Below are 24885 nucleotides of genomic sequence, written 5' to 3'. Positions count from 1 at the left end.
CCCTGCGTGCCCGCGACCCCTAACAATGTGCCCGAGCCGAGCCGTACCGCCCCGGCTCAGATCCGCAATTTCTGCATCATCGCGCACATCGACCACGGCAAGTCCACGCTCGCCGACCGCATGCTCCAGCTGACCGGCGTGGTCGACCAGCGGCAGATGCGTGCTCAGTACCTCGACCGGATGGACATCGAGCGCGAGCGCGGCATCACGATCAAGTCCCAGGCGGTGCGTTTGCCGTGGGCCCCGACCCATGACAAGACCGACACGCACATCCTCAACATGATCGACACCCCGGGGCACGTCGACTTCACGTACGAGGTCTCGCGCTCGCTCGCCGCCTGCGAGGGGACCGTACTCCTCGTCGACGCCGCCCAGGGCATCGAGGCCCAGACCCTCGCCAACCTCTACCTGGCGATGGAGAACGACCTCACGATCATCCCCGTACTGAACAAGATCGACCTGCCGGCGGCGCAGCCCGAGAAGTTCGCCGAGGAGCTCGCGAATCTCGTCGGCTGCGACCCGGACGACGTGCTGCGGGTGTCCGCCAAGACCGGTCTCGGCGTCGACGCGCTGCTCGACAAGGTGGTCAAGGAGATCCCGGCCCCGGTCGGCGTCGCGGACGCCCCCGCCCGCGCGATGATCTTCGACTCGGTCTACGACTCCTATCGCGGCGTCGTGACGTACGTACGAGTCATCGACGGGCAGCTCAACAAGCGCGAGCGCATCCGGATGATGTCCACCAACGCCACGCACGAGCTGCTGGAGATCGGGACGAACTCGCCCGAGATGCTCGGTGCCGACGGACTCGGCGTCGGTGAGGTGGGCTACCTCATCACCGGTGTGAAGGACGTCCGCCAGTCCAAGGTCGGTGACACGATCACCAGCCTGCACAAGGGCGCGACCGAGGCCCTCGGGGGATACAAGGACCCCAAGCCCATGGTCTTCTCCGGGCTGTATCCGCTGGACGGCTCCGACTACCCCGAGCTGCGCGACGCGCTCGACAAGCTGCAGCTCAACGACGCCGCGCTGGTGTACGAGCCGGAGACCTCCGCCGCCCTGGGCTTCGGCTTCCGTGTCGGCTTCCTCGGCCTGCTGCACCTGGACGTCATCCGTGAGCGGCTGGAGCGCGAGTTCGGGCTCGACCTGATCGCGACCGCGCCGAACGTGGTCTACCGCGTGATCATGGAGGACGGGACCGAGCACACGGTCACCAACCCCAGCGAGTTCCCCGAGGGCAAGATCAACGACGTGTACGAGCCCGTCGTACGCGCCACGATCCTCGCCCCGAGCGAGTTCATCGGGGCGATCATGGAGCTGTGCCAGACCCGGCGCGGGACTCTTCTCGGCATGGACTACCTGTCCGAGGACCGGGTCGAGATCCGCTACACGCTCCCGCTCGCGGAGATCGTCTTCGACTTCTTCGACCAGCTGAAGTCGAAGACGCGCGGTTACGCGTCGCTGGACTACGAGCCCACCGGCGAGCAGACCTCCAGCCTGGTCAAGGTCGACATCCTGCTGCACGGCGACAAGGTCGACGCGTTCTCCGCGATCACGCACAAGGACGCGGCCTACTCCTACGGTGTGCGGCTCGTCGCCAAGCTGCGCGAGCTCATCCCGCGGCAGGCCTTCGAGGTGCCCATCCAGGCCGCCATCGGCTCCCGGGTGATCGCCCGCGAGACCATCCGCGCCATCCGCAAGGACGTCCTCGCCAAGTGCTACGGCGGCGACATCTCCCGTAAGCGCAAGCTCCTGGAGAAGCAGAAGGAGGGCAAGAAGCGAATGAAGATGGTGGGTTCCGTGGAGGTTCCCCAGGAGGCGTTCATCGCCGTGCTCTCCAGCGATGACAGTGCGGGGTCGGGCAAGGGCAAGAAGTAACCCCGGGTAACAACGGGTTGCGGCACCAAACCGGACACAACAGGGGCTCGTCGTACCGAAAGCGCGACGGGCCCCTACGCGTGCGTAGCGTCGCTCTCTGTACGAAGTGACAGGCCGCCGCCCCTTACGAACCGGCCGGTCGGGCTCTACCCTGATCTCTGCTCGATAGTTACTCGCGAGTTAAACAACGGCTCGCGTGAATACACGCAGTCAATACCGCCGCACTTGAGCCAGCCGCGCTGCCGCGGGCCCCGGAGGATGTCGTGAGCGACACACAGACACTGATCGAGAACCGTCCGCCGAGCGTGGCGGCCCTCTTCCTGGAGCGCGTTGCGGCCACGCCGGACGCGGAGGCGTACCGCTACCCGGTGGCCCCCGTGTCCGGTGAGGGCCCCGACGACTGGAAGGCGCTGAGCTGGGCGCAGGCCGCGGAGCGGGTCTACTCGATCGCCGCCGGCCTGATCGAACTGGGTGTGCAGCCCGAGCAGCGCGTCGCGCTCGCCTCCTCCACCCGGGTCGAGTGGCTCATCGCCGACCTCGGCATCATGTGCGCCGGGGCCGCCACGACCACGATCTACCCGCAGACCAACGCCGACGAGTCGGCGTTCATCCTCTCCGACTCCGAGAGCCTGGTGCTGGTCGCGGAGGACGCGGCCCAGCTCGCCAAGGTGGTGGAGAAGCGCGCTGAGCTGCCCGCCCTCACCCATGTGGTCGTGATCGACTCGGCCGGCGTCGAGACGAGCGACTGGGTCCTCACCCTCGCCGAGCTGGAGGCCAGGGGCGCCGCTCGCCTGGAGAAGGACCCCGACCTGATCAGGGAGCGGGTCGGGGCGATCACCAAGGACCAGCTCGCCACCCTCATCTACACCTCCGGCACCACCGGCCGCCCCAAGGGCGTGCGCCTGCCGCACGACAACTGGTCGTACATGGCGAAGGCGATCTCCGCGACCGGCCTGATCAGCGCCGAGGACGTGCAGTACCTGTGGCTGCCGCTCGCGCACGTCTTCGGCAAGGTGCTCACCTCGGGCCAGATCGAGGTCGGTCACGTCACCGCCGTCGACGGCCGCGTCGACAAGATCATCGAGAATCTGCCGATCGTGCGGCCGACGTACATGGCGGCCGTCCCGCGCATCTTCGAGAAGGTCTACAACGGGGTCGCCGCCAAGGCGAAGGCCGGCGGCGGAGCCAAGTACAAGATCTTCCAGTGGGCCGCGGAGGTCGCGCGCGAGTACGCCAAGGTCTCCCAGGACAACTTCCGGCGCACCGGCACGGCGTCGGTCCCCTTCGGACTGGGCGCCAAGCACAAGGTCGCCGACGCGCTGGTCTTCGCCAAGATCCGCGAGGCGTTCGGCGGCAACCTGCGGGCCTGCGTGTCCGGTTCGGCCGCGCTCGCGCCGGAGATCGGCTACTTCTTCGCCGGCGCGGGCATCCACATCCTTGAGGGCTACGGCCTCACGGAGTCCTCGGCGGCCTCCTTCGTGAACCCCGGCGAGGCCTACCGCACCGGCACGGTCGGCAAGCCGCTGCCCGGCACGGAGGTGCGCATCGCGGACGACGGCGAGATCCTGCTGCGCGGCCCCGGAATCATGGAGGGCTACCACGGGCTGCCCGAGAAGACCGTCGAGGTGCTGGAGTCGGACGGCTGGTTCCACACCGGCGACATCGGCGAGCTGTCCCCGGACGGCTACCTGCGCATCACCGACCGCAAGAAGGACCTCATCAAAACGTCCGGCGGCAAGTACATCGCGCCGGCCGAGGTCGAGGGGCAGTTCAAGGCGGTCTGCCCGTACGTCTCCAACATCCTGGTGCACGGCGCCGACCGGAACTTCTGCACGGCGCTGATCGCGCTGGAGGAGCCGTCCATCCTTGAGTGGGCCAAGGAGAACGGGCTCGCGGGCAAGTCGTACGCGCAGGTCGTCGCCGAGCCGGCGACGGTCGCCCTCATCGAGGGGTACGTCAAGGAACTCAACCAGGGCCTGCAGCGCTGGCAGACCGTCAAGAAGTTCCGGTTGCTGCCGCGTGACCTCGACGTGGAGCACGGCGAGATCACGCCGAGCCTGAAGCTGAAGCGGCCGGTCGTCGAGCGGGAGTACAAGCACCTGATCGACGAGATGTACGCCGGAGCCCGCGAGGCGTAGCCAGGGGCGTTACGGACGGCCCCTGTTGACGAGTGTCCGCAGCTCCCGGACCTGGATGCGCAGTGCTTCCAAATCCGGGGGCTCGTGGCCGTCCAGCTGCGCCTCCAGCTCCGCCAGTCTGCTGCTCACCTCCCCGTAGTCCGCCTGTTCCTGTGCGCGTACGCGCTCCAGCTGCTGGTTCTTGCGGTGCAGGTCCAGGAAGACCGTGACCTTCGCCCGCAGGACCCAGGGGTCGAAGGGCTTGGTCAGGTAGTCGGCGGCGCCTGTGGCGTACCCGCGGAAGGCGTAGCCCGAGTCGTCCTCCGCACCGGTCAGGAAGATGATCGGGACGTCCTTGGTCTGGTCGAGCCGCTTGATGTTCGCGGCCGTCTCGAATCCGTCCATGCCGGGCATGCGGACGTCGAGCAGAACGAGGGCGAAGTGCTGGCGCAGCAGTGCCTTCATCGCCTCCTCGCCCGAACGTGCGCGTACCAGCGGCTCGTTGAGGGACCCCAGGACGGCCTCGAGCGCGATCAGGTTGTCCTCCATGTCGTCCACGAGGAGGATGCTGGCGCGCTCGCGGGTCGTTGCCTCAGCGCTCATGGTGACAGTGCCTCATGATTCGGTCGTCGGCGGAACCGTGGCTTCCCCAGTCGTGGTCGGTTCCGTCGCAACGGTTTCGGTGGTGTCGTCCGCCCCTTCGGGATCGAGCAGGGCGCAGACGACTGTCAGCAGCTGGTCGACGTCCACCGGCTTCGGTACGTAGTCGTTGGCGCCCCGCGCGATGGACTTCTCGCGGTCTCCGGGCATCGCCTTCGCGGTGAGGGCGACGATCGGCAGGCCCGTCCAGCGGGGGGCACGGCGGATGGCGGCGATGGTCTCGTAGCCGTCCATCTCCGGCATCATGATGTCCATCAGGACGAGTTCGACGTCCGGGTTGCGCTCCAGTGTCTCGATGCCCTCGCGGCCGTTCTCCGCGTACAGGACCGGCATGCCGACGCGGCCGAGGACATGGGTGAGGGCGAAGACGTTACGGATGTCGTCGTCCACGATCAACACCCGCCGCCCGGGCAGCACCTGACCCGCGCGGCCGGCCTTCCACGCCTCCAGCTTGGTGGGCGTCGGCCAGGAGTCGTCCACGTCGTGCGTCGCGGTGTACGGCTCCGCCGACAGCTGCTCCGGCGCCGCCACCGCACGGTCCTCGGGAACCGGTCCGGTCGCCGAGTGGCCGGGGCTGACGACGGGGACGTACAGCGTGAACGTGGACCCCGTGCCGGGCTCGCTCGTGGCGACGATGCGGCCGCCGAGCAGGCCCGCGATCTCCCGGCTGATGGACAGACCGAGGCCCGTGCCCCCGTACTTGCGGTTGGTGGTGCCGTCGGCCTGCTGGAACGCCTCGAAGATCACCGGGAGTTTCTCGGCCGCGATGCCGATGCCGGTGTCGGAGACGGCGAAGGCGATCACGTCGTCCCCCTCGCGGACGTGGAGGTGCTCGGGGTCCTTGATCCTGTTCACCCGCAGCTCCACCCGGCCCGTCGCGGTGAACTTGATCGCGTTGGACAGCAGATTGCGCAGGATCTGCTGCAGGCGCTGCTCGTCCGAGTACATCTCGCGCGGTACGTCGTCGCCGACCGCGACCTCGAAGGCGAGCCCGCGGTCGAGGGTGAGCGGGCGGAAGGTGGCGTGCACGTAGTCCAGCAGTTTGATGAGCGGCAGCTTCTTCGGGCGTACGTCCATCCGGCCGGCCTCGATCTTCGACAGGTCCAGGATGTCGTTGATCAGCTGCAGCAGGTCGGAGCCGGAGCGGTGGATGGTCGTCGCGAACTGCACCTCCTGGTCGGTGAGATGACCGTCGGGGTTGTCGGACAGGAGACGGGCCAGGATCAGCAGGGAGTTGAGCGGGGTGCGCAGCTCGTGCGACATGTTCGCCAGGAACTCCGACTTGTACTGGGAGCTGGTGGCCAACAGGGCGGCCTTCTCCTCCAGTTCGGCGTTCGAGCGCTGCAACTCCGCCTGCTGCTTCTGGAGTTCGTCGGAGCGCTCCTGGAGCTGCATGGCCAGCCGCTGGGACTCGCCGAGCAGGGACTCCGTACGGGAGTTGGCGATGATCGTGTTGATGGCGACGGCGATGGTGTTGACGAACTGGTCGAAGAACGCGAGATGCACATCGGAGAAGCGGGAGAAGGACGCCAGCTCGATCACACCGAGGAGCTTGTCCTCGAAGAGGATCGGGATGATGACGACGCTCGTGGGGGCCGCCTCCCCGAGCCCGCTGTTGATCTTGATGTAGTCCGGCGGGGCCTCCTCGACGAGGATCCGCTTCTTCTCGCGGGCCGCCTGCCGGACCAGGCCGTGCACCGGCAGACCGCTGGTCTCGACCGTCGCGCCCTGGGCCGAGCCGTACCCGGCGATGAACGCGAGCCCCTTCGTGGGAACGGTGGTGCGCAGCGAGGCGCTGTCCTCGCCCGGGTCGGCCAGGAAGAACGCGCCGTACTGGGCGTTCACCAGCGGCGTCAGCTCGCGCAGCAGCAGGTCGGCGACCTCCATCAGGTCGCGGTGGCCCTGCATCAGTGCGGCGAGCCGGGTCAGGTTGGACTCCAGCCAGTCCTTCGCGCGGGTGGTCTCGCGGAGGTTGGCCACCATCAGGTTGATGTTGTCCTTGAGCTCGGTGACCTCGCCCTGGGTCTCCACGGTGATCGACCGGGACATGTCGCCCTGGGCCACGGCGGAGGCGACCTCGGCGATCGCGCGGACCTGGGTGGTGAGGTTCAGGGCGAGTTCGTTCACGTTCGTCGTCAGGCGCTTCCAGGTGCCGTACACGCCCTCGACCCGTGCCTGGCCGCCGAGTTGGCCCTCGGAGCCGACCTCGCGGGCCACCCGGGTGACCTCCGAGGAGAAGGACGACAGCGTGTCGACCATCGTGTTGATGGCGGTCTTCAGCTCCAGGATCTCGCCGCGCGCGTCCACGTCGATCTTCTTGGAGAGGTCGCCGTTGGCGACGGCCGTGGTGACCTGGGCGATGTTGCGCACCTGCGAGGTCAGGTTGTCCGCCATGTAGTTGACGTTGTCCGTCAGGTCCCGCCACACGCCGGAGACCCCGAGCACCTGGGCACGGCCGCCCAGCCGACCGTCGGTGCCTACCTCGCGGGCCACCCGGGTGACCTCGTCGGCGAAGGCGCGCAGCTGCTCCACCATCGTGTTGACGGTGTCCTTCAGCTCCAGGATCTCGCCGCGCGCGTCGACGGTGATCTTCTTGGAGAGGTCGCCGTTGGCGACGGCCGTGGTGACCTGGGCGATGTTGCGGACCTGCGAGGTCAGGTTCAGCGCCATGAAGTTGACGTTGTCGGTGAGGTCCTTCCAGACGCCCGACACGCCCCGCACCTGCGCCTGGCCGCCGAGGTTTCCCTCGGTGCCGACCTCGCGGGCGACGCGGGTGACCTCGTCGGCGAAGGCGGAGAGCTGGTCGACCATGGTGTTGATGGTGGACTTCAGCTCCAGGATCTCGCCCTTCGCCTCGACAGTGATCTTCTTGCCGAGGTCGCCCTGCGCCACGGCGGTCGAGACGAGGGCGATGTTGCGGACCTGCGAGGTCAGGTTGTCCGCCATGAAGTTGACGTTGTCGGTGAGGTCCTTCCAGACGCCGGAGACGCCCCGCACCTGGGCGCGGCCGCCGAGGTTTCCCTCGGTGCCGACCTCGCGGGCGACGCGGGTGACCTCGTCGGCGAAGGCGGAGAGCTGGTCGACCATGGTGTTGATGGTGGACTTCAGCTCCAGGATCTCCCCCTGCGCGTCGACGGTGATCTTCTGGCTCAGGTCGCCGTTGGCGACGGCCGTGGTCACCTGGGCGATGTTGCGGACCTGCGACGTCAGGTTCGAGGCCATGAAGTTGACGTTGTCGGTCAGGTCCTTCCAGACCCCGCTGACACCGCGCACCTGGGCCCGCCCACCCAACTGGCCTTCGGTGCCGACCTCGCGGGCGACCCTGGTGACCTCGTCGGCGAAGGCGGACAGCTGGTCGACCATCGTGTTCACGGTCAGCTTCAGTTCGAGCAGCTCACCGGTCGCCTCGACGGTGACCGTGCGGGTCAGGTCACCGCGGGCCACCGCCGTCGTCACCAGGGCGATGTCCCTCACCTGGGCGGTCAGCCGGGCCGCCATCGTGTTGACCGCCTCGGTCACATCCCGCCAACTGCCCGACAGGCCCGTCACCTTGGCCCGCCCGCCGAGCCGGCCCTCCGTGCCCACCTCGCGCGCGACCCGGGTCACCTCGCCCGTGAACAGCGACAGCTGGTCGACCATCTTGTTCACGGCACGGCCCAGCCGCCGCAGATCACCTCGCAACTGCCGGCTGCCGTCGTGCAGGTCGACCCGCTGGGTCAGATCGCCGCCGGCCACCGCGTCCAGCACCCGCGTCGCGTTGGCCGCCGGGGCCACCAGCGCGTCCAGGATCTGGTTCACGTCGTTGACCCGGGACGTCCAGGCCCCCTGCCCGGGGCTTGCCGAGACCCGCTCGTCGAGTCGGCCGTGGCGTACCAACTCCCGCTTCACGCGCTGCACTTCACCGTTGAAGTGGGTGCTGCGGTCCATGATCTGGTTGAAGGCGGCCGTCAGCTCCGCCACCATCCCGTGGCCCGTCTCCGGAACCATCGTGAAGTTGCCGTCCCGGGCCGCGGCCATCGCGGCGAGCAGCGGGCGCAGCTCCGATGCTCGGAGTTGTTCCGGTTTTTGACCGTCTTCGAGCACACGCGTAGCACTGTTCTCACTCATGGCGGCCCACTTCGGTAACTCGGCGCTTATGGGCGAGGCCAGTCTGTCACTCTGTCGGCATCGACTGAGGCGAATTCGTCCGAACCGCTCGGGGAGCTGTCCATGGGGGCCATTCCGACGCAACGGGAGACCGCTTCCTGTGCCTGCGGTGCGCCTGAGCATCGGCATCCGCCCGCACACGGGAGTGTGGATCCACGTGCGCAGACGTACACGACGCTGCCCGGCAGCCCTCTCGCGCCGGGCTCCGCCAGGGCGCTCGTGCGGGCCGCCGTCGCCGACTGGACCGAGTCACGCCTGCCCGGCACCGAGTACCTCACCGACCGCCTCGCCGACGACGCCGTGCTCGTCGTCAGCGAACTCGTCACCAACGCGGTCGTGCACGCGGGCACCGAGGTCGAGGTGGAGTGCCGCCTGGAGGGGGCGGCCGGAGCACTCGTCCTGGAGGTCTCCGACCACCACCCCTCCCGCGCGCCCCGCGACTCGGCCGCCGAAGTGCCGCACGAGACACCGGAGTACGGCCGGGGACTGCGCCTCGTCGCCACGCTCGCCGAGTCCTGGGGCGTCACCTTCCGCAGGGGCGCCAAGACGGTGTGGGCGCGGCTGTCCGCCGAGGGACGCCCGGCCGCGGGCCAGACTGAGGCGTACGCAGGCCGGTACGCCCTGGAACGCGGCCTGCGCGCCGCCCAGGTGCTGGCCCCCGACCCGCAGCGCGCCGAGCGCGACCGGGACTGGCTCAACCGGGGCTCCCTGTCGTTCCTCGCCGAGGCCTCCGACCTGCTCGCCGGGCAGCTCGACGAGAATCTCGTCGCCGCGCTCGCCGGACAGCTGATCGTGCCGCGGCTCGCCGACTGGTGCGCGGTGTGGCTGGAGGACGAGGCCATGGGCCGCGGTGGCGGTTGGGGGGCCGACGGCACCACGGGGGCCGGGCCCCGGCTCGCGCGCGTCTGGCACGGCAGCGAGAACCGCATCGAGGAACTGCGCCGGGCCCTGGAGAAGGACCCGCCGCACCCCGGCGAGGCCCTGAGGTCGGGGCCGGTCTCCCACCCCTGGCCCGGCGAGGCACTCGGGGTGCGGGACGAGCACGGTACGGCGCTGGCGTACCGCCTGATCGCGGGCGGCCGCCCGCTCGGCACGCTCGTCATCGGCCGTGCCGGACTGCTGCGCTTCCCCGACGAGATCACCGGCCTGGTCGAGGACCTCAGCCGCCGGGTGGCGCTCGCCGTCGGCGCCGCCCGCCAGTACGCCCGCCAGGCCACCATCAGCCAGGTCCTGCAGCGCGGACTGCTGCCCGCCGCCGTCGCCGAGATCCCCGGCGTGCGCAGCGCCCTCGTCTACGAGCCGTGCGACAAGGGCGGCCCCAGCGGCGACTTCTACGACCTCTTCCCGGCCGGCGACGGCCGCTGGTGCTTCGCCGTCGGCGACGTGCAGGGCAAGGGCCCCGAGGCCGCCGTGGTCATCGGTCTGGCCCGCCCCTGGCTGCGCCTCCTGGCGCGCGAGGGCTACCGCGTCGCCGACGTCCTCGACCGCCTCAACCGGCTCCTCCTGGACGACGCGACGGAGGCCGCGGACGCCGCCGCCCGGGCCCTGGCACGGCCGGCCGCCCCCGGCGACGGCCCGCAGACCCGCTTCCTCTCCCTCCTCTACGGCGAACTGGCCCCCTTCGACGGTGGCATCCGCTGCACCGTCGCCTCCGCCGGCCACCCGCTCCCACTGCTCCTCGGCCTCGACGGGGACGTCCGCACGGCGGCCCGCCCGCAGACCCTCCTCGGTGTCGTCGACGACGAGACGTACACCAGCGAGACCTTCGAGCTGCGCCACGGAGACAGCCTCCTGTGCGTCACGGACGGTGTGACGGAGCGCCGCTCCGGCTCCGACATGTTCGACGACGCCGACGGCCTCGCGGCCGCCCTCGCCGGGTGCGCCGGGCTCAGTGCCGAAATGATCGCGGAGCGCATCCGGCGGCTGGTGCACGAGTTCGGCGGACGACCGCCGGAGGACGACCTGGCGCTGCTGGTGCTGCAGGCGGAGTAGGCCCCGCCGGCGTACTGGACAATGGAAGGCATGCCTTCCGCACTCCCCGACGGCGAGCCGGTCCCCGCCGACGGCGCCCTCCCCGCGTCCGCCCTCGCCGGTTCGGCCGACCGCCCCCTCGGCTTCTACCTGCACGTCCCGTACTGCGCGACCCGCTGCGGCTACTGCGACTTCAACACGTACACGGCCACCGAGCTGCGCGGCACGGGCGGCGTCCTCGCCTCCCGCTACAACTACGCGGACACCCTCATCGACGAGATCCGCCTGGCCCGCAAGGTCCTGGGCGACGACCCGCGCCCGGTCCGCACGGTCTTCGTGGGCGGCGGCACGCCGACGCTGCTGGCGGCGGGCGATCTCGTACGGATGCTGCACGCGATCCGCGACGAGTTCGGCCTCGCGCCCGACGCGGAGGTGACGACGGAGGCGAACCCGGAGTCGGTGGACCCGGCGTATCTGGCCGAGCTCCGGCAGGGCGGCTTCAACCGCGTCTCCTTCGGCATGCAGAGCGCGAAGCAGCATGTGCTGCGCGTGCTGGACCGGACGCACACGCCGGGCCGCCCCGAGGCGTGTGTGGCGGAGGCCCGCGCGGCGGGCTTCGAGCACGTCAACCTGGACCTGATCTACGGCACACCGGGGGAGTCGGACGACGACTGGCGGGCCTCCCTGGAGGCGGCGCTGGGCGCGGGCCCGGACCACATCAGCGCCTATGCGCTGATCGTCGAGGAGGGCACGCAGCTGGCGCGCCGCATCCGCCGCGGCGAGGTCCCGATGACGGACGACGACGTCCACGCCGACCGCTACCTGATCGCGGACGAGGCGATGAAGGCGGCGGGCCTCGACTGGTACGAGGTCTCCAACTGGGCCACCTCCGAGGCGGGCCGCTGCCTGCACAACGAGCTGTACTGGCGGGGCGCCGACTGGTGGGGCGCGGGCCCCGGCGCCCACTCGCACGTGGGCGGGGTGCGCTGGTGGAACGTCAAGCATCCCGGGGCGTACGCGGCGGCACTGGCGGCGGGGCGGTCACCGGGCGCGGGACGCGAGCTCCTGTCGGACGAGGACCGGCGCGTGGAGCGGATCCTGCTGGAACTGCGGCTGCGGGAGGGCGTACCGCTGTCGCTGCTGAAGGAGGAAGGGCTGGAGGCCTCTCGGCGGGCGCTCGGGGAGGGGCTGCTGGAGGGCGGGCCCTACGAGGACGGGCGGGCCGTGCTCACGCTGCGGGGGCGGCTGCTGGCGGATGCGGTGGTGCGGGATCTGGTGGACTGATCTGCCGCCGGCCCGACCCCAGGGCGGCTATTGCGGCGCCGTGACGAAGTCGATCAGCTCCTCCACCCGTCCCAGCAGCTCCGGCTCCAGGTCCTTGTAGGAGCCGACCCGCTTCAGGATCGCCTGCCACACCGCCCCGGTGTTCTCCGACGGCCAGCCCAGCGCCCGGCACACCCCGGTCTTCCAGTCCTGCCCGTGCGGCACCCGCGGCCACTCCGCGATCCCCAGGGACGACGGCTTCACCGCCTCCCAGATGTCGATGTACGGGTGGCCGACCACCAGAGCGTGCTCGCTCGTCACCGACTCCGCGATGCGCCACTCCTTGGTGCCGGGCACCAGGTGGTCCACAAGCACCCCCAGCCTCGCGTCCGGACCCGGCGCGAACTCGGCCACGATCGACGGCAGGTCGTCCACGCCCTCCAGGTACTCGACGACCACGCCCTCGATGCGCAGGTCGTCACCCCAGACCTTCTCCACCAGTTCGGCGTCGTGCCGCCCCTCGACATAGATGCGCCCGGCGCGGGCCACGCGCGCGCGTGCGCCGGGGACGGCGACCGAACCGGATGCCGTGCGGCTGGGGCGCACGGGCCCCGAGGACGGGCGTACGAGCGTCACGACGCGCCCCTCCAGCAGAAACCCGCGCGGCTCCATCGGAAACACCCGGTGCTTGCCGAAGCGGTCCTCCAGGGTCACCGTGCCCGCCTCGCAGCGGATCACCGCGCCGCAGAAACCGGTGCCGGGCTCCTCGACCACCAGACCGGGCTCGGCCGCGACCTCCGGGACGGGCTTGGGCTTCTTCCACGGCGGGGTCAGATCGGCGGAGTACTGGCGCATTCGGATGACGATAGGAGAAGCCGCCGGGCGGCGGTCACGACACGCCGAAACGCGCGGCCAGCTCGTCGCGCTGTGCCCGCACGAACCCCGCGTCGACCACCGCTCCGTGACCGGGCACGTACAGCGCGTCCGCGCCGCCCAGGTCCAGGAGCCGGTCGAGGGCGGCCGGCCATTGCGACGGGACGGCGTCGGGGCCCGCCTGCGGCTCACCGGACTCCTCGACCAGGTCGCCGCAGAAGACGACCTCCGGGGAGCCGGGGACCAGGACGACGAGGTCGTGGGCGGTGTGGCCGGGGCCCACGTTGGCCAGCAGGACCTGCCGCCCGCCGCCCAGGTCGAGGGTCCACTCGCCGGAGACGTGATGCCGGGGTGCGACAAGGGCGTCCACCGCCTCCTCGGCCACCCGCGCGTCCAGACCGTTGCCCACCGCGTCCGCCCGCAGCTCCTCGCGCGCGTGCCGTGCGCCGAACACCGTGTCCATGCCCACCGCGCCGTACACCTGCGCACCCGCGAACGCCGCCGCCCCGAAGACATGGTCGAAGTGCGGATGCGTGAGCGCGAGATGAGTCACACGGTGACCGGTGAGTTCCTGCGCCTCGGTACGCAACCGCACGCCCTCCGCGAGGCTCGAACCGGCGTCGATCACCAGCGCCGTGCCGGCCCCGACGACCAGTCCGGCCGTGCAGTCCCAGCCCGGAAGACGGCACCGCCCGACCCCGGCCGCCACCCGATCCCACCCCAGCTCTTCCCAAGTCACCGTCATACGGCGACGCTAGCCGTACGACCCCGCCGACGGGGGCCGACCTTGCCCTGGGTGTACCCCACAGCCGTACACTGGGCCGGGAAAGGCTGGCACTCGGACGGACAGAGTGCCAGGCGAAGTGCCTGGGGGACGACTTCTGGAGGTGTGCGCGATGCTGAGTGAACGACGGCTTCAGGTACTGCGCGCCATCGTCCAGGACTACGTCGGCACCGAGGAGCCCGTCGGGTCGAAGGCCCTCACCGAGCGGCACAACCTCGGAGTGTCCCCGGCGACGGTGCGTAACGACATGGCGGCCCTGGAGGACGAGGGGTTCATCGCCCAGCCGCACACCAGCGCCGGGCGGATCCCCACCGACAAGGGGTACCGGCTGTTCGTCGACAAGCTCGCGGGCGTCAAGCCGATGTCGGCGCCCGAGCGGCGGGCCATCCAGAACTTCCTCGACGGCGCCGTGGACCTTGACGACGTGGTGGCGCGGACGGTTCGGCTGCTCGCCCAGCTCACGCGGCAGGTGGCGGTCGTCCAGTACCCGTCGCTGACCCGCTCGACCGTCCGGCACGTGGAGCTGCTCTCGCTCGCCCCCGCGCGCGTGATGCTCGTGCTGATCACGGACACCGGCCGGGTCGAACAGCGCATGGTCGACTGCCCGGCACCGTTCGGCGAGGCCTCCCTCGCCGACCTGCGGGCCCGGCTCAACAGCCGGGTCGCGGGCCGCCGGTTCGCGGACGTCCCCCACCTCGTGGAAGACCTGCCGGAAGGCTTCGACGCCGAAGACCGGGGTACGGTCTCGACAGTGCTCTCCACACTTCTGGAGACACTGGTCGAGGAGAACGAGGAACGGCTGATGATCGGCGGCACCGCCAATCTGACCCGTTTCGGGCATGACTTCCCCCTCACCATCCGCCCCGTCCTGGAGGCGCTGGAGGAGCAGGTCGTGCTCCTCAAGTTGCTTGGCGAGGCGGGGGATTCGGGCATGACGGTGCGCATCGGGCACGAGAACGCCTATGAGGGACTCAACTCCACTTCGGTGGTGTCGGTCGGCTACGGTTCGGGCAATGAGGCGGTCGCCAAGCTCGGCGTGGTCGGACCGACTCGCATGGATTACCCGGGAACGATGGGAGCGGTACGCGCAGTGGCACGGTACGTCGGACAGATCCTGGCGGAGTCGTAAGTGGCCACGGACTACTACGCCGTTCTCGGCGTGCGCCGCGACGCGTCGCAGGAAGAGATCAAGAAGGCCTTCCGGCGGCTCGCGCGCGAGCTGCACCCGGACGTCAATCCGGACCCGAAGACCCAGGAGCGGTTCAAGGAGATCAACGCCGCCTACGAGGTGCTGTCGGACCCGCAGAAGAAGCAGGTCTACGACCTCGGCGGCGACCCGCTCTCGCAGGCCGGCGGTGGCGCCGGCGGCTTCGGCGCGGGCGGCTTCGGGAACTTCTCGGACATCATGGACGCGTTCTTCGGTACGGCGTCGCAGCGGGGCCCGCGGTCGCGTACGCGCCGGGGCCAGGACGCGATGATCCGGCTGGAGATCGACCTTGACGAGGCCGCCTTCGGCACGACCAAGGACATCCAGGTCGACACGGCGATCGTCTGCTCCACCTGCAACGGTGAGGGTGCGGCGCCCGGCACGACCGCTCAGACGTGTGACATGTGCCGCGGCCGCGGTGAGGTGTCGCAGGTGACCCGGTCCTTCCTGGGCCAGGTCATGACGTCCCGTCCGTGCCCGCAGTGCCAGGGCTTCGGCACCGTCGTCCCGACGCCGTGCCCGGAGTGCGCCGGCGACGGCCGGGTCCGCTCGCGCCGCACGCTCACGGTCAAGATCCCGGCCGGTGTCGACAACGGCACCCGCATCCAGCTCGCGGGCGAGGGCGAGGTCGGCCCCGGTGGCGGCCCCGCCGGTGACCTCTACGTCGAGATCCACGAGCTGCCGCACTCGACCTTCCAGCGGCGCGGCGACGACCTGCACTGCACGGTCACCATCCCGATGACGGCCGCGTCCCTCGGTACCAAGGTCCCGCTGGAGACGCTGGACGGCATGGAGGAGGTCGACATCCGGCCCGGCACCCAGTCCGGCCAGTCGATCCCGCTGCACGGCCGCGGCGTCACGCACCTGCGCGGCGGCGGCCGCGGCGACCTCATCGTCCACGTCGAGGTCCAGACCCCCAACAAGCTGGACCCGGAACAGGAGCGCCTCCTGCGCGAGCTGGCCAAGCTGCGCGGCGAGGAGCGTCCCGTGGGGCAGTTCCAGCCGGGGCAGCAGGGGTTGTTCTCGCGGTTGAAGGATGCGTTCAACGGTCGCTGACGTGAGTTGTGGGACGGCTGCCGGGGGTCCGGGGGTCGTCCCCGGGATAGGCACGGTCAGCCGGGGCGGCAGGGGTTGTTCTCGCGGTTGAAGGATGCGTTCAACGGTCGCTGACGTGAGTTGTGGGACGGCTGCCGGGGGTCCGGGGGTCGTCCCCCGGGTGGGCACGGTCAGCCGGGGCGGCAGGGGTCTTCCCGCGGCTCAAGGATGCGTTCAACGGGCGCTGATGTGGTGCTGGGGGCCCCCGCCCCCAGACCTCCGTTCCGGCCCTGAACGGGCCTCGTCCTCGCACGTCGGACGGGCTGGAAGTGCCGGCCGGCATCGGGTCGTGCCGTAGGCCTATGCCTGCCGGAAGGCCCGATTCGGACTTGTTCGGAGGACGTGACAACATGCCGTCATGTCCTCTGTGCTGACCGGTCTCTTCCCTCATCCGATCGTGCAGGCCCCCATGGCGGGCGGCGTCTCCGTGCCGCACCTCGCAGCGGCAGTGGCCGAGGCCGGCGGGCTCGGGTTCCTCGCAGCCGGGTACAAGACGACCGACGGCATGTACCAGGAGATCAAGCAGCTGCGGAGCCTCACGAGCCGTCCTTTCGGCGTGAATCTCTTCCTGCCGCAGCCGGAGTACGCCGACCCCGGAGCCGTCGAGATCTACGCCCACCAGCTGGCCGGCGAGGCCTCCTGGTACGAGACCGAAGTCGGTGACCCGGACAGCGGCCGCGACGACGGCTTCGAACCCAAGCTCGCCGTGCTGCTCGACAACCCCGTGCCGGTCGTGTCCTTCCACTTCGGCGTCCCGAGCCGCGAGGTGGTCGACTCCCTGCACCGTGTCGGCACGTTCACCCTGGCCGCCGCGACCACCGCGGAGGAGGCCCTCGCGGTGGAGCGGTCCGGCGCCGACGCGGTGATCGCGCAGGGCATCGAGGCCGGCGGCCACCAGGGCACGCACCGCGACATCCCGGAGAACGACGGCTCCGGCATCGGCCTGCTCTCCCTCGTCGCGCAGATCCGCGAGACCGTGGGCATCCCGATCGTCGCCGCCGGCGGCATCATGCGCGGCGGCCAGATCGCCGCCGTACTGGCGGCGGGCGCGAGCGCGGCCCAGCTCGGCACGGCGTTCCTCGCCACGCCGGAGTCCGGCGCAAGCGCCGTACACAAGCAGGCGCTGACCAACCCCCTGTTCGTGCGTACGGAGTTGACGCGCGCGTTCTCCGGCCGCCCGGCCCGCGGTCTGGTCAACCGCTTCCTGCGCGAGCACGGCCCGTACGCCCCCGCCGCCTACCCGGAGGTCCACCACCTCACCGCGCCGCTGCGCAAGAAGGCCGCCGCGTCCGGGGACGCGCAGGGCATGGCGCTGTGGGCGGGACAGGGCCACCGCATGGCGCGCGAACTCCCGGCCGGGCAGCTGGTGGAGGTCCTCGCCGCCGAACTCGACGCGGCCAAGACAGCGTTGTCGGCCAAGGGGGACCTGCGATGACCGCGCCGGTGTTCGTGGTCGACTCCCTGGAGGGCGTGGGCGCCGGAGCCATCGTCGAACTGGACGGCCCCGAGGGGCGCCACGCGGTGTCCGTACGGCGGCTGCAGCCCGGAGAGGACGTGGTCCTCACGGACGGGCTGGGCCGTGGCGCCGCCGGTACGGTCGTGCGGACCGAGGGCAAGGACCGGCTGTTCGTCGAGCCCACCGAGTTCCCGTACGAGCCCGACCCCGCGCCCCGCATCACCGTCGTCCAGGCCCTCCCCAAGGGCGACCGCGGCGAGTTGGCCGTCGAGACGATGACCGAGACCGGCGTCGACGCCATCGTCCCCTGGTCGGCCGCCCGCTGCATCACCCAGTGGAAGGGCGACCGGGGCCTGAAGGCACTCGCCAAATGGCGTGCCACGGCCCGCGAGGCAGGCAAGCAGTCGCGCCGGCTGCGCTTCCCGGAGGTCACGGACGCGGCAACGACCAAGCAGGTTGCCGCACTTCTCGCCAAAGCCGACTTCGCCGCGGTCCTGCACGAGGACCGCGACTACCGCAGCGAGCCGCTGGCCACCGCCGAGTTCCCCTCCGCGGGCGAGATCGTGCTGGTCGTGGGACCCGAAGGAGGCGTCTCCGAGCAGGAGTTGGCGCTCTTCGAGGAGGCCGGCGCGAAGGCGTACCGGCTGGGGCGTAGCGTGCTGCGTACATCGACCGCGGGCACCGTGGCGACGGCCCTGCTCCTCGGCCGCACCGGCCGCTGGTCCTGATCGACATCGGGGGAACATCGTGGAACTCGCCCAGGTCCGGCTCCTCGTCAGTGACTTCGCCGCCTGCTACCGCTTCTACGCCGAGGTGCTCGGCCTCAAGCCGCAGTCGGGGGCGGCCGAGGGGCCGTACGAGAAGTTCAGTCCGGCCACCGGCTCGGCCGGCATCGCTCTCCAGGACCGGTCGATGATGGCCGAGGTGCTGGACGAACTGGGCGACACGGCAACGGGTCACCGCTCCCTGGTGGTTCTGCGCGTCGACGACCTCGACACCTACTGCGAGCAGATCGCGACCCGGGGCGCCGACCTCGCGCACGGCCCCGCCCTCATGACGGACCGCATGCGCGTGGCCCACCTCAAGGACCCCGAGGGCAATGTGGTGGAACTGCAGGAGTGGCTGCTGCTGCGGGGATGACCGCAGCGCGCGTGCGGGCGCTTTCGTGACCGTATGCGCTCTACCGCGGAAGCGGGCGCGGTGGCAGGCTGCCGTTCATGGGGGCATTGAGGCGGATCTGGCGGCGGCCGCGAGGACGGCGGGTGGCGGCCGTGACAGTGCTGGTGATGACGGCCGTCGGCGGAGCCGTGGCGTGCGACCCGGGCGGACTGAACTCCGCGGCCGTCGCGTACACGACCGATCAGACCGCGACCAAGGAACTGGAGCGGCAGAAGGTCGATGTGCAGTGGCTCAGCTGCACGGCCAACTACGGGAACAACAAGGCCTCCACGGGCAACGCGGCGCCCTCGGCGAGCGAGACCACCGTCGCCCAGGTCGACTGCCAGGGGCAGACCAAGGACAGACGCGAGATCACCGTCACCGGAAAGGTCACCCGCGCCGTCAACGGCGCCTGCGTGCGCGGCGACCTCACGGCCAAGGTGGGCGGCAAGCAGTGGTTCCACGTGAGTGGCCTCGGCAACTGCGACGCGACCCCGTCGCCCATCTTCAACAACCCCTCGCGCGGACAGCAGCCCGGGGCCACCGTCACCGTGACGGTCACCAAGACCATCTGGTGCAAGGGCGATCCGCAGTGCCGGCCCGTGGAGGGCAAGTGATCCGAACCTCTGTCGGCGGATGCCGCGCCTGCCTAAAGTGATCAGGTGACTCAGCCCGTATCGAAGGCATCCCCGGTATCCGCTGCGTATCTCCGATTTCCGCATGTGCACGGCGAGTTGGTGACCTTCGTCGCCGAGGACGACGTATGGCTCGCTCCTGTGGACGGCGACCGCGCCTGGCGGGCCAGCGCCGACAACGTACCGGTCAGCCACCCGCGCATCTCGCCCGACGGCACCACCGTCGCCTGGACCTCCACCCGCGACGGCGCCCCCGAGGTGCACGCGGCCCCGGTCGAGGGGGGCCGTGCCACCCGCCTGACGTACTGGGGGAGCGTGCGCACCCAGGTCCGCGGCTGGACCCCGGACGGACAGGTCCTCGCGATCAGCACATACGGCCAGGCGAGCCTGCGCCGCAGCTGGGCCCGCGCGATCCCGCTGGACGGCGGCCCCGCCACCACCCTGCCGCACGGCCCCGTCGGCGACGTGGCGTTCGGCCCGTCCACCGTCCTGCTGTCCGCGCCTATGGGGCGCGAGGCCGCCTGGTGGAAGCGGTACCGGGGCGGCACGGCGGGCAAGTTGTGGATCGACCGGGCCCCTGACGGTGAAGAGGGAGCCGGGGAGTTCGTACGGCTGCACGAGGACCTGGACGGGAACCTGGAGAGCCCCGTCTGGGCCGGTGACCGTATCGCCTTCCTCTCCGACCACGAGGGCGTCGGCGCCGTCTACTCCTCCCTCGCCGACGGGTCCGACCTGCGCCGGCACACCCCGGTCTCCGGCTTCTACGCCCGTCATCTCGCCGGCGACGGCAGCCGGCTCGTGTACACCAGCGCCGGCGAGCTGTGGATCCTCGACGACCTGGACGGCGCCGAGCCCCGGCGGCTCGACGTCCGGCTCGGCGGACCGCGGGCCGACCTGCAGCCGTTCCCCGTGAACGCCTCCCACTGGTTCGGCTCCGCCCACCCCGACCACACCGCCCGCGGCAGCGCGGTCGCCGTGCGCGGCTGCGTCCACTGGGTCACCCATCGCGCCGGCCCCGCCCGCGCCCTCGCCGTCGAACCCGGCGTCCGGGCCCGGCTGCCGCGCACCTTCCGCGCCGACGGCGAGGAACTCGTCGTCTGGGTGACCGACGCGGAGGGCGACGACGCCCTGGAGTTCGCCCCCGCGACCGGCACGGCACCCGGCGCCACCCCGCGCCGGCTGGCCGCCGGACGGCTCGGCCGGGTCCTCGACCTCGCCGTCGCGCCCGACGGCAGCCGTGTCGCCGTCGCCGCGCACGACGGGCGGGTGCTGCTCGTCGAGCGGGACAGCGGCGAGGTCCGCGAGGTCGACCGGGCCGCCGACGGGGACGTCTCGGGCCTGGTCTTCTCGCCCGACTCCGGCTGGCTCGCCTGGTCCCACCCCGGTCCGAGCCCGCTGCGCCAGCTCCGCCTCGCCAACACCACCGACCTGTCGGTCACCGAGGCGACCCCGCTGCGCTTCCGCGACTACTCGCCGACCTTCACCCTCGACGGCAAGCACCTGGCCTTCCTCTCCGCACGCTCCTTCGACCCGGTCTACGACGAGCACGTCTTCGACCTGGCCTTCGTCGGCGGCTCCCGCCCGCACCTGATCACCCTGTCCGCGACCACCCCGTCCCCGTTCGGCCCGCAGCGCCACGGCCGCCCCTTCGAGGCGCCGGACAAGGACGAGACCCCGGACAGCGAGGGCACCCCCAACACCCGTATCGACCTCGAAGGGCTCGCCGACCGGATCGTGCCCTTCCCGGTCGAGGCCGCCCGCTACTCCACCCTGCGCGCCGCCAAGGACGGTGTGCTGTGGCTGCGCCACCCGGTGCGCGGAGTCCTCGGCGCCTCCCGGGCCACCCCGGACGACCCCGACCCCAAGAGCGCGCTGGAACGCTACGACCTGGCCCAGCAGCGCATCGAGCACCTGGCCTCCGACGCCGACCATCTCGCCGTCAGCGGCGACGGCAAACGCGTCCTGCTGTGGACCGACGGCAAGCTCAAGGTCGTCCCGAGCGACCGGCGCGCCTCGAACGACGACGAGAGCGACACCAACATCACCGTCGACCTCGGCCGGGTCCGCCAGAGCGTCGACCCGACCGCCGAATGGCGGCAGATGTACGACGAGACCGGCCGCCTCATGCGGGACAACTTCTGGCGATCCGACCTCGGAGGCGTCGACTGGGACGGCGTCCTCGACCGCTACCGCCCCGTCCTCGACCGCGTCGCCACCCACGACGACCTCGTGGACCTCCTGTGGGAGGTGCAGGGCGAACTCGGCACCTCGCACGCCTACGTCCGCCCGCGCGGCGGCCACGGCAGCGGCGAGCGGCAGGGCCTCCTCGGCGCCGACATCTCCCGTCATGAGGACGGCAGTTGGCGCATCGACCGGGTGCTGCCCGCGGAGACGTCCGACCCCGACGCCCGCTCCCCGCTGGCCGCGCCCGGTGTCGCGGTGCGCGCCGGGGACGCGATCGTCGCGATCGCCGGACACCCGGTCGACCCGGTGACCGGCCCCGGCCCCCTCCTGGTCGGCACGGCGGGCAAGCCGGTCGAACTGACCGTCCTGCCCGCCGGCGGCGGCGACCCGCGGCACCCGGTGGTCGTCCCCGTCGCCGACGAGGAGCCGCTTCGCTACCACGCCTGGGTCGCCGACCGCCGCGCCTACGTCCACGAGCGGTCCGGCGGCCGGCTCGGCTACCTCCACGTCCCCGACATGCAGGCCCCCGGCTGGGCGCAGATCCACCGGGACCTGCGCGTCGAGGTCGCCCGCGACGGCCTGGTGGTCGACGTCCGGGAGAACCGCGGCGGCCACACCTCCCAGCTGGTCGTCGAGAAGCTGGCCCGGAAGATCGTCGGCTGGGCGGTGCCGCGCGGCGTACGGCCCTACAGCTACCCGGAGGACGCGCCCCGCGGCCCCGTCGTCGCCGTCGCCAACGAGTTCTCCGGCTCCGACGGCGACATCGTCAACGCGGCCATCAAGGCCCTCGGCATCGGCCCCGTCGTCGGCACCCGCACCTGGGGCGGCGTCATCGGCATCGACAGCCGCTACCGCCTGGTCGACGGCACGGTCGTGACCCAGCCCAAGTACGCGTTCTGGCTGGAGGGTTACGAGTGGGGCGTGGAGAACCACGGAGTGGACCCGGACGTGGAGGTCATCCAGCGCCCACAGGACTACGCGGCGGGCCGTGACACCCAGCTGGACGAGGCGATCAGGCTGGCGCTGGAGGCCCTGGAGCAACAGCCCGCCAAGACCCCGCCGACCCTGCCGGCTCCGCCGAACTGAAAGGGGCGCGGGGCCGTATCGGTCCGCGACGATAGAGTTGCCCCCATCTTTCGATCAATCCGCCGTTCAGGAGGCCACATGGCTGGGGAGCCGCAGGACGACTGCCTGTTCTGCAAAATCGTCGCAGGCCACGTCCCCGCGACGATCGTCCGCGAGACGGACACCACCGTCGCCTTCAGGGACATCAACCCGCAGGCCCCCACCCACATCCTGATCATCCCCAAGGTCCACTACGAGAACGCCGCGTCCCTGGCCGACGCCGAACCGGCCATCGCCGCCGACATACTCCGCGAGGCGCAGCACATCGCCGACGAGGAAAAGCTCGAAAGCTACCGCACCGTCTTCAACACCGGTGCCGGCGCCGGCCAGACCGTCTTCCACACCCACGCCCACCTCCTCGGCGGGCGCGGCCTCCAGTGGCCCCCCGGTTAGCAACCCGCCGTGTCCGTCCGTGAATTGGTGGTCCTCGGCACAGCCAGCCAGGTCCCGACCCGGCACCGCAACCACAACGGCTACCTGCTGCGCTGGGACGGCGAGGGCATCCTCTTCGACCCCGGCGAGGGCACCCAGCGCCAGATGCTGCGCGCCGGGGTCGCGGCGCACGACCTGAACCGGATCTGCGTCACGCACTTCCACGGGGACCACTCGTTGGGCCTCGCGGGCGTCATCCAGCGCATCAACCTGGACCGGGTGCCGCACGAGATCACCGCGCACTACCCGCGCTCCGGGCAGCACTTCTTCGACCGCCTGCGCCACGCCACCGCCTACCGGGAGACGGTCGAGCTCACCCAGGCGCCGGTCGACACAGACGGCACCCTGGCCGGCACGGACTCGTACACCCTCGAAGCCCGCAGGCTCTCGCACCCCGTCGAGTCCTACGGCTACCGGCTGATCGAACCCGACGGCCGCCGCATGCTGCCCGACCGGCTCGCCGCGCACGGCGTCAGGGGCCCGGACGTCGGCCGCATCCAGCGGGAGGGCGCGATCGACGGCGTGTCCCTGGAGGACGTCAGCGAGGTGCGCCGCGGGCAGCGGTTCGCGTTCGTCATGGACACCCGCCTGTGCGACAACGTGCACGCGCTCGCCGAGGGCTGCGACATGCTCGTCATCGAGTCGACCTTCCTCGACGAGGACACCGACCTCGCGACCGACCACGGCCACCTCACCGCGGGCCAGGCAGCCGCGGTCGCACGCGCGGCGGGCGTACGGCATCTGGTGCTCACGCACTTCAGCCAGCGCTACTCGGACCCCGACGAGTTCGAGCGGCAGGCGCGGGCGGCCGGCTTCGAGGGGGAACTGACCGTCGCGCACGACCTCTTGCGGGTGCCGGTTCCGAAACGCCGCTAAAACCCCCGTACGATGCTGCGATGCCCCTCCCCAAAGCCGAACTGCACCTGCACATCGAAGGCACCCTGGAGCCGGAGCTGGCTTTCGAGCTGGCCGCCCGCAACGGCGTCGAGCTGCCGTACGCCGACGAGGACGAGCTCCGCAAGGCGTACGACTTCGAGGACCTCCAGTCCTTCCTGAACCTGTACTACGAGCTCATGGCCGTCCTGCGCACGGAGCAGGACTTCGAGGACCTCGCGAACGCCTACCTGGCCCGCGCCGCCGCGCAGGGCGTACGGCACGCGGAGATCTTCTTCGACCCGCAGGCACACCTCGCGCGCGGAGTCGGCATGGGCACGGTGGTGGAAGGGCTGTGGCGGGCGCTGGGGCACAGCGAGGCGAACCACTCCGTGTCCACCGGGCTCATCCTCTGCTTCCTGCGCGACGAGTCGGCCGAGTCGGCCCTCAGGACCCTGGAGGCCGCGAAGCCGTACCTGGACCGGATCACCGGTATCGGCCTCGACTCGGCCGAGGTCGGGCACCCACCGGCGAAGTTCCGCGAGGTGTACGAGGCGGCCGCCGCGCTCGGTCTGCGCCGTGTCGCCCACGCGGGGGAGGAGGGCCCGCCGGAGTACATCACCGAGGCCCTGGACGTCCTGGGCATCGAGCGCGTCGACCACGGACTGCGGTGCATGGAGGACCCGGCGCTGGTCGCCCGCCTGGTCCGCGACCGCATCCCGCTGACCCTGTGCCCGCTCTCCAACGTCCGCCTGCGCACGGTCGACACACTCGCCGACCACCCGCTCCCCGCGATGCTCGACGCCGGCCTGCTCTGCACGGTCAACTCCGACGACCCCGCCTACTTCGGCGGCTACGCGGGCGACAACTTCGACGCCGTACACACGACCCTGAAACTCTCGCAGGACCGCCTACGCGACCTGGCCCGCAACTCCTTCCTCGCCGCCTTCCTGGAGAACGACGAACAGCGCCGCGCACGGTACCTCTCCGAGGTGGAGGCGTACGAGTTCTGAACACGGCGACCTGCGCGA

18 protein-coding genes are annotated in these 24885 nt (G+C 70.9%); 14 read left to right on the top strand and 4 right to left on the bottom strand.

Features of this window, described 5'->3' with window-relative positions; all coding sequences use genetic code 11:
* Positions 1 to 6 precede the first annotated feature (6 nt).
* Together lepA and ACYUED_RS14345 are read left to right on the top strand one after the other, a co-directional pair.
* The gene (gene lepA / locus ACYUED_RS14350; protein ID WP_491292676.1) at positions 7 to 1875 is read left to right on the top strand and encodes a translation elongation factor 4; all 1869 of its coding nucleotides are present in this window, start codon (positions 7 to 9) and stop codon (positions 1873 to 1875) included.
* 263 nt (positions 1876 to 2138) lie between these two features.
* The gene (locus ACYUED_RS14345) at positions 2139 to 4013 is read left to right on the top strand and encodes an AMP-dependent synthetase/ligase (protein WP_491292675.1); all 1875 of its coding nucleotides are present in this window, start codon (positions 2139 to 2141) and stop codon (positions 4011 to 4013) included.
* A gap of 9 nt (positions 4014 to 4022) precedes the next feature.
* Here ACYUED_RS14345 and ACYUED_RS14340 read toward each other — a convergent pair whose 3' ends face one another.
* Both ACYUED_RS14340 and ACYUED_RS14335 read right to left on the bottom strand, forming a co-directional pair.
* On the bottom strand, positions 4023 to 4595 hold the full coding sequence (locus ACYUED_RS14340; protein ID WP_491292674.1) for a response regulator: 573 nt from the start codon (positions 4593 to 4595) through the stop codon (positions 4023 to 4025).
* 12 nt (positions 4596 to 4607) lie between these two features.
* Entirely contained in the window at positions 4608 to 8759 is a 4152-nt protein-coding gene (locus ACYUED_RS14335; protein WP_491292673.1) for a HAMP domain-containing protein, read from the bottom strand.
* A gap of 102 nt (positions 8760 to 8861) precedes the next feature.
* On the opposite strand from ACYUED_RS14335, the gene ACYUED_RS14330 reads away from it, so the two are divergent.
* Together ACYUED_RS14330 and hemW are read left to right on the top strand one after the other, a co-directional pair.
* Positions 8862 to 10790, top strand: coding sequence for a SpoIIE family protein phosphatase (locus ACYUED_RS14330; protein WP_491292672.1), 1929 nt, complete (start codon positions 8862 to 8864; stop codon positions 10788 to 10790).
* Positions 10791 to 10820: 30 nt separating this feature from the next.
* Positions 10821 to 12053 carry a radical SAM family heme chaperone HemW gene (gene hemW / locus ACYUED_RS14325; protein WP_491292671.1) on the top strand — a complete coding sequence of 411 codons (1233 nt, stop codon included), beginning with the start codon at positions 10821 to 10823 and terminating at the stop codon, positions 12051 to 12053.
* Between the two features lie 27 nt (positions 12054 to 12080).
* Here the strand turns inward: hemW and ACYUED_RS14320 are convergent, their stop codons facing one another.
* On the bottom strand, positions 12081 to 12887 hold the full coding sequence (locus ACYUED_RS14320; protein WP_491292670.1) for a DUF3097 domain-containing protein: 807 nt from the start codon (positions 12885 to 12887) through the stop codon (positions 12081 to 12083).
* 34 nt (positions 12888 to 12921) lie between these two features.
* Positions 12922 to 13650, bottom strand: a complete 729-nt coding sequence (locus ACYUED_RS14315; protein WP_491292669.1) for an MBL fold metallo-hydrolase — start codon at positions 13648 to 13650, stop codon at positions 12922 to 12924.
* Positions 13651 to 13801: 151 nt separating this feature from the next.
* Between ACYUED_RS14315 and hrcA the strand changes: the two genes are divergently transcribed.
* The 10 genes from hrcA to ACYUED_RS14265 all read left to right on the top strand — a co-directional run bounded on the left by hrcA (position 13802) and on the right by ACYUED_RS14265 (position 24867).
* Entirely contained in the window at positions 13802 to 14818 is a 1017-nt protein-coding gene (gene hrcA, locus ACYUED_RS14310) for a heat-inducible transcriptional repressor HrcA (RefSeq protein WP_491292668.1), read from the top strand.
* The gene (gene dnaJ / locus ACYUED_RS14305) at positions 14819 to 15952 is read left to right on the top strand and encodes a molecular chaperone DnaJ (RefSeq protein ID WP_491292667.1); all 1134 of its coding nucleotides are present in this window, start codon (positions 14819 to 14821) and stop codon (positions 15950 to 15952) included.
* Between the two features lie 397 nt (positions 15953 to 16349).
* Positions 16350 to 17426, top strand: coding sequence for a nitronate monooxygenase (locus ACYUED_RS14300; protein ID WP_491292666.1), 1077 nt, complete (start codon positions 16350 to 16352; stop codon positions 17424 to 17426).
* Entirely contained in the window at positions 17423 to 18175 is a 753-nt protein-coding gene (locus tag ACYUED_RS14295) for a 16S rRNA (uracil(1498)-N(3))-methyltransferase (protein WP_491292665.1), read from the top strand. The genes ACYUED_RS14300 and ACYUED_RS14295 overlap by 4 nt, the downstream gene beginning before the upstream one ends.
* 19 nt (positions 18176 to 18194) lie before the next feature.
* On the top strand, positions 18195 to 18587 hold the full coding sequence (locus tag ACYUED_RS14290) for a VOC family protein (protein WP_491292664.1): 393 nt from the start codon (positions 18195 to 18197) through the stop codon (positions 18585 to 18587).
* Positions 18588 to 18664: 77 nt separating this feature from the next.
* Positions 18665 to 19222, top strand: a complete 558-nt coding sequence (locus ACYUED_RS14285; RefSeq protein ID WP_491292663.1) for a hypothetical protein — start codon at positions 18665 to 18667, stop codon at positions 19220 to 19222.
* Positions 19223 to 19267: 45 nt separating this feature from the next.
* Positions 19268 to 22510 (top strand): S41 family peptidase, encoded by a 3243-nt coding sequence (locus tag ACYUED_RS14280; protein ID WP_491292662.1) that lies wholly within the window; start codon positions 19268 to 19270, stop codon positions 22508 to 22510.
* Positions 22511 to 22588: 78 nt separating this feature from the next.
* Positions 22589 to 22942 carry a histidine triad nucleotide-binding protein gene (locus tag ACYUED_RS14275; protein ID WP_491292661.1) on the top strand — a complete coding sequence of 118 codons (354 nt, stop codon included), beginning with the start codon at positions 22589 to 22591 and terminating at the stop codon, positions 22940 to 22942.
* 9 nt (positions 22943 to 22951) lie between these two features.
* Positions 22952 to 23857, top strand: a complete 906-nt coding sequence (locus ACYUED_RS14270; RefSeq protein WP_491292660.1) for a ribonuclease Z — start codon at positions 22952 to 22954, stop codon at positions 23855 to 23857.
* A gap of 20 nt (positions 23858 to 23877) precedes the next feature.
* Positions 23878 to 24867, top strand: a complete 990-nt coding sequence (locus ACYUED_RS14265; RefSeq protein ID WP_491292659.1) for an adenosine deaminase — start codon at positions 23878 to 23880, stop codon at positions 24865 to 24867.
* The last annotated feature ends 18 nt before the right edge of the window (positions 24868 to 24885 follow it).

The sequence above is a fragment of the Streptomyces sp. DF42 genome (assembly GCF_058267695.1).
This window is presented reverse-complemented; position numbering and strand designations above follow the sequence as displayed.

Excerpts from the sequence above, each read along its gene's own strand:
- ACYUED_RS14320 (WP_491292670.1), bottom strand. The coding sequence starts at position 12,887 with ATGCGCCAGTACTCCGCCGATCTGACCCCGCCGTGGAAGAAGCCCAAG.
- ACYUED_RS14295 (WP_491292665.1), top strand. The coding sequence starts at position 17,423 with ATGACCGCGCCGGTGTTCGTGGTCGACTCCCTGGAGGGCGTGGGCGCC.
- ACYUED_RS14335 (WP_491292673.1), bottom strand. The coding sequence starts at position 8,759 with ATGAGTGAGAACAGTGCTACGCGTGTGCTCGAAGACGGTCAAAAACCG.
- ACYUED_RS14330 (WP_491292672.1), top strand. The coding sequence starts at position 8,862 with ATGGGGGCCATTCCGACGCAACGGGAGACCGCTTCCTGTGCCTGCGGT.
- ACYUED_RS14265 (WP_491292659.1), top strand. The coding sequence starts at position 23,878 with ATGCCCCTCCCCAAAGCCGAACTGCACCTGCACATCGAAGGCACCCTG.
- ACYUED_RS14275 (WP_491292661.1), top strand. The coding sequence starts at position 22,589 with ATGGCTGGGGAGCCGCAGGACGACTGCCTGTTCTGCAAAATCGTCGCA.
- ACYUED_RS14300 (WP_491292666.1), top strand. The coding sequence starts at position 16,350 with ATGTCCTCTGTGCTGACCGGTCTCTTCCCTCATCCGATCGTGCAGGCC.
- ACYUED_RS14340 (WP_491292674.1), bottom strand. The coding sequence starts at position 4,595 with ATGAGCGCTGAGGCAACGACCCGCGAGCGCGCCAGCATCCTCCTCGTG.
- hrcA (WP_491292668.1), top strand. The coding sequence starts at position 13,802 with ATGCTGAGTGAACGACGGCTTCAGGTACTGCGCGCCATCGTCCAGGAC.
- hemW (WP_491292671.1), top strand. The coding sequence starts at position 10,821 with ATGCCTTCCGCACTCCCCGACGGCGAGCCGGTCCCCGCCGACGGCGCC.
- ACYUED_RS14315 (WP_491292669.1), bottom strand. The coding sequence starts at position 13,650 with ATGACGGTGACTTGGGAAGAGCTGGGGTGGGATCGGGTGGCGGCCGGG.
- ACYUED_RS14285 (WP_491292663.1), top strand. The coding sequence starts at position 18,665 with ATGGGGGCATTGAGGCGGATCTGGCGGCGGCCGCGAGGACGGCGGGTG.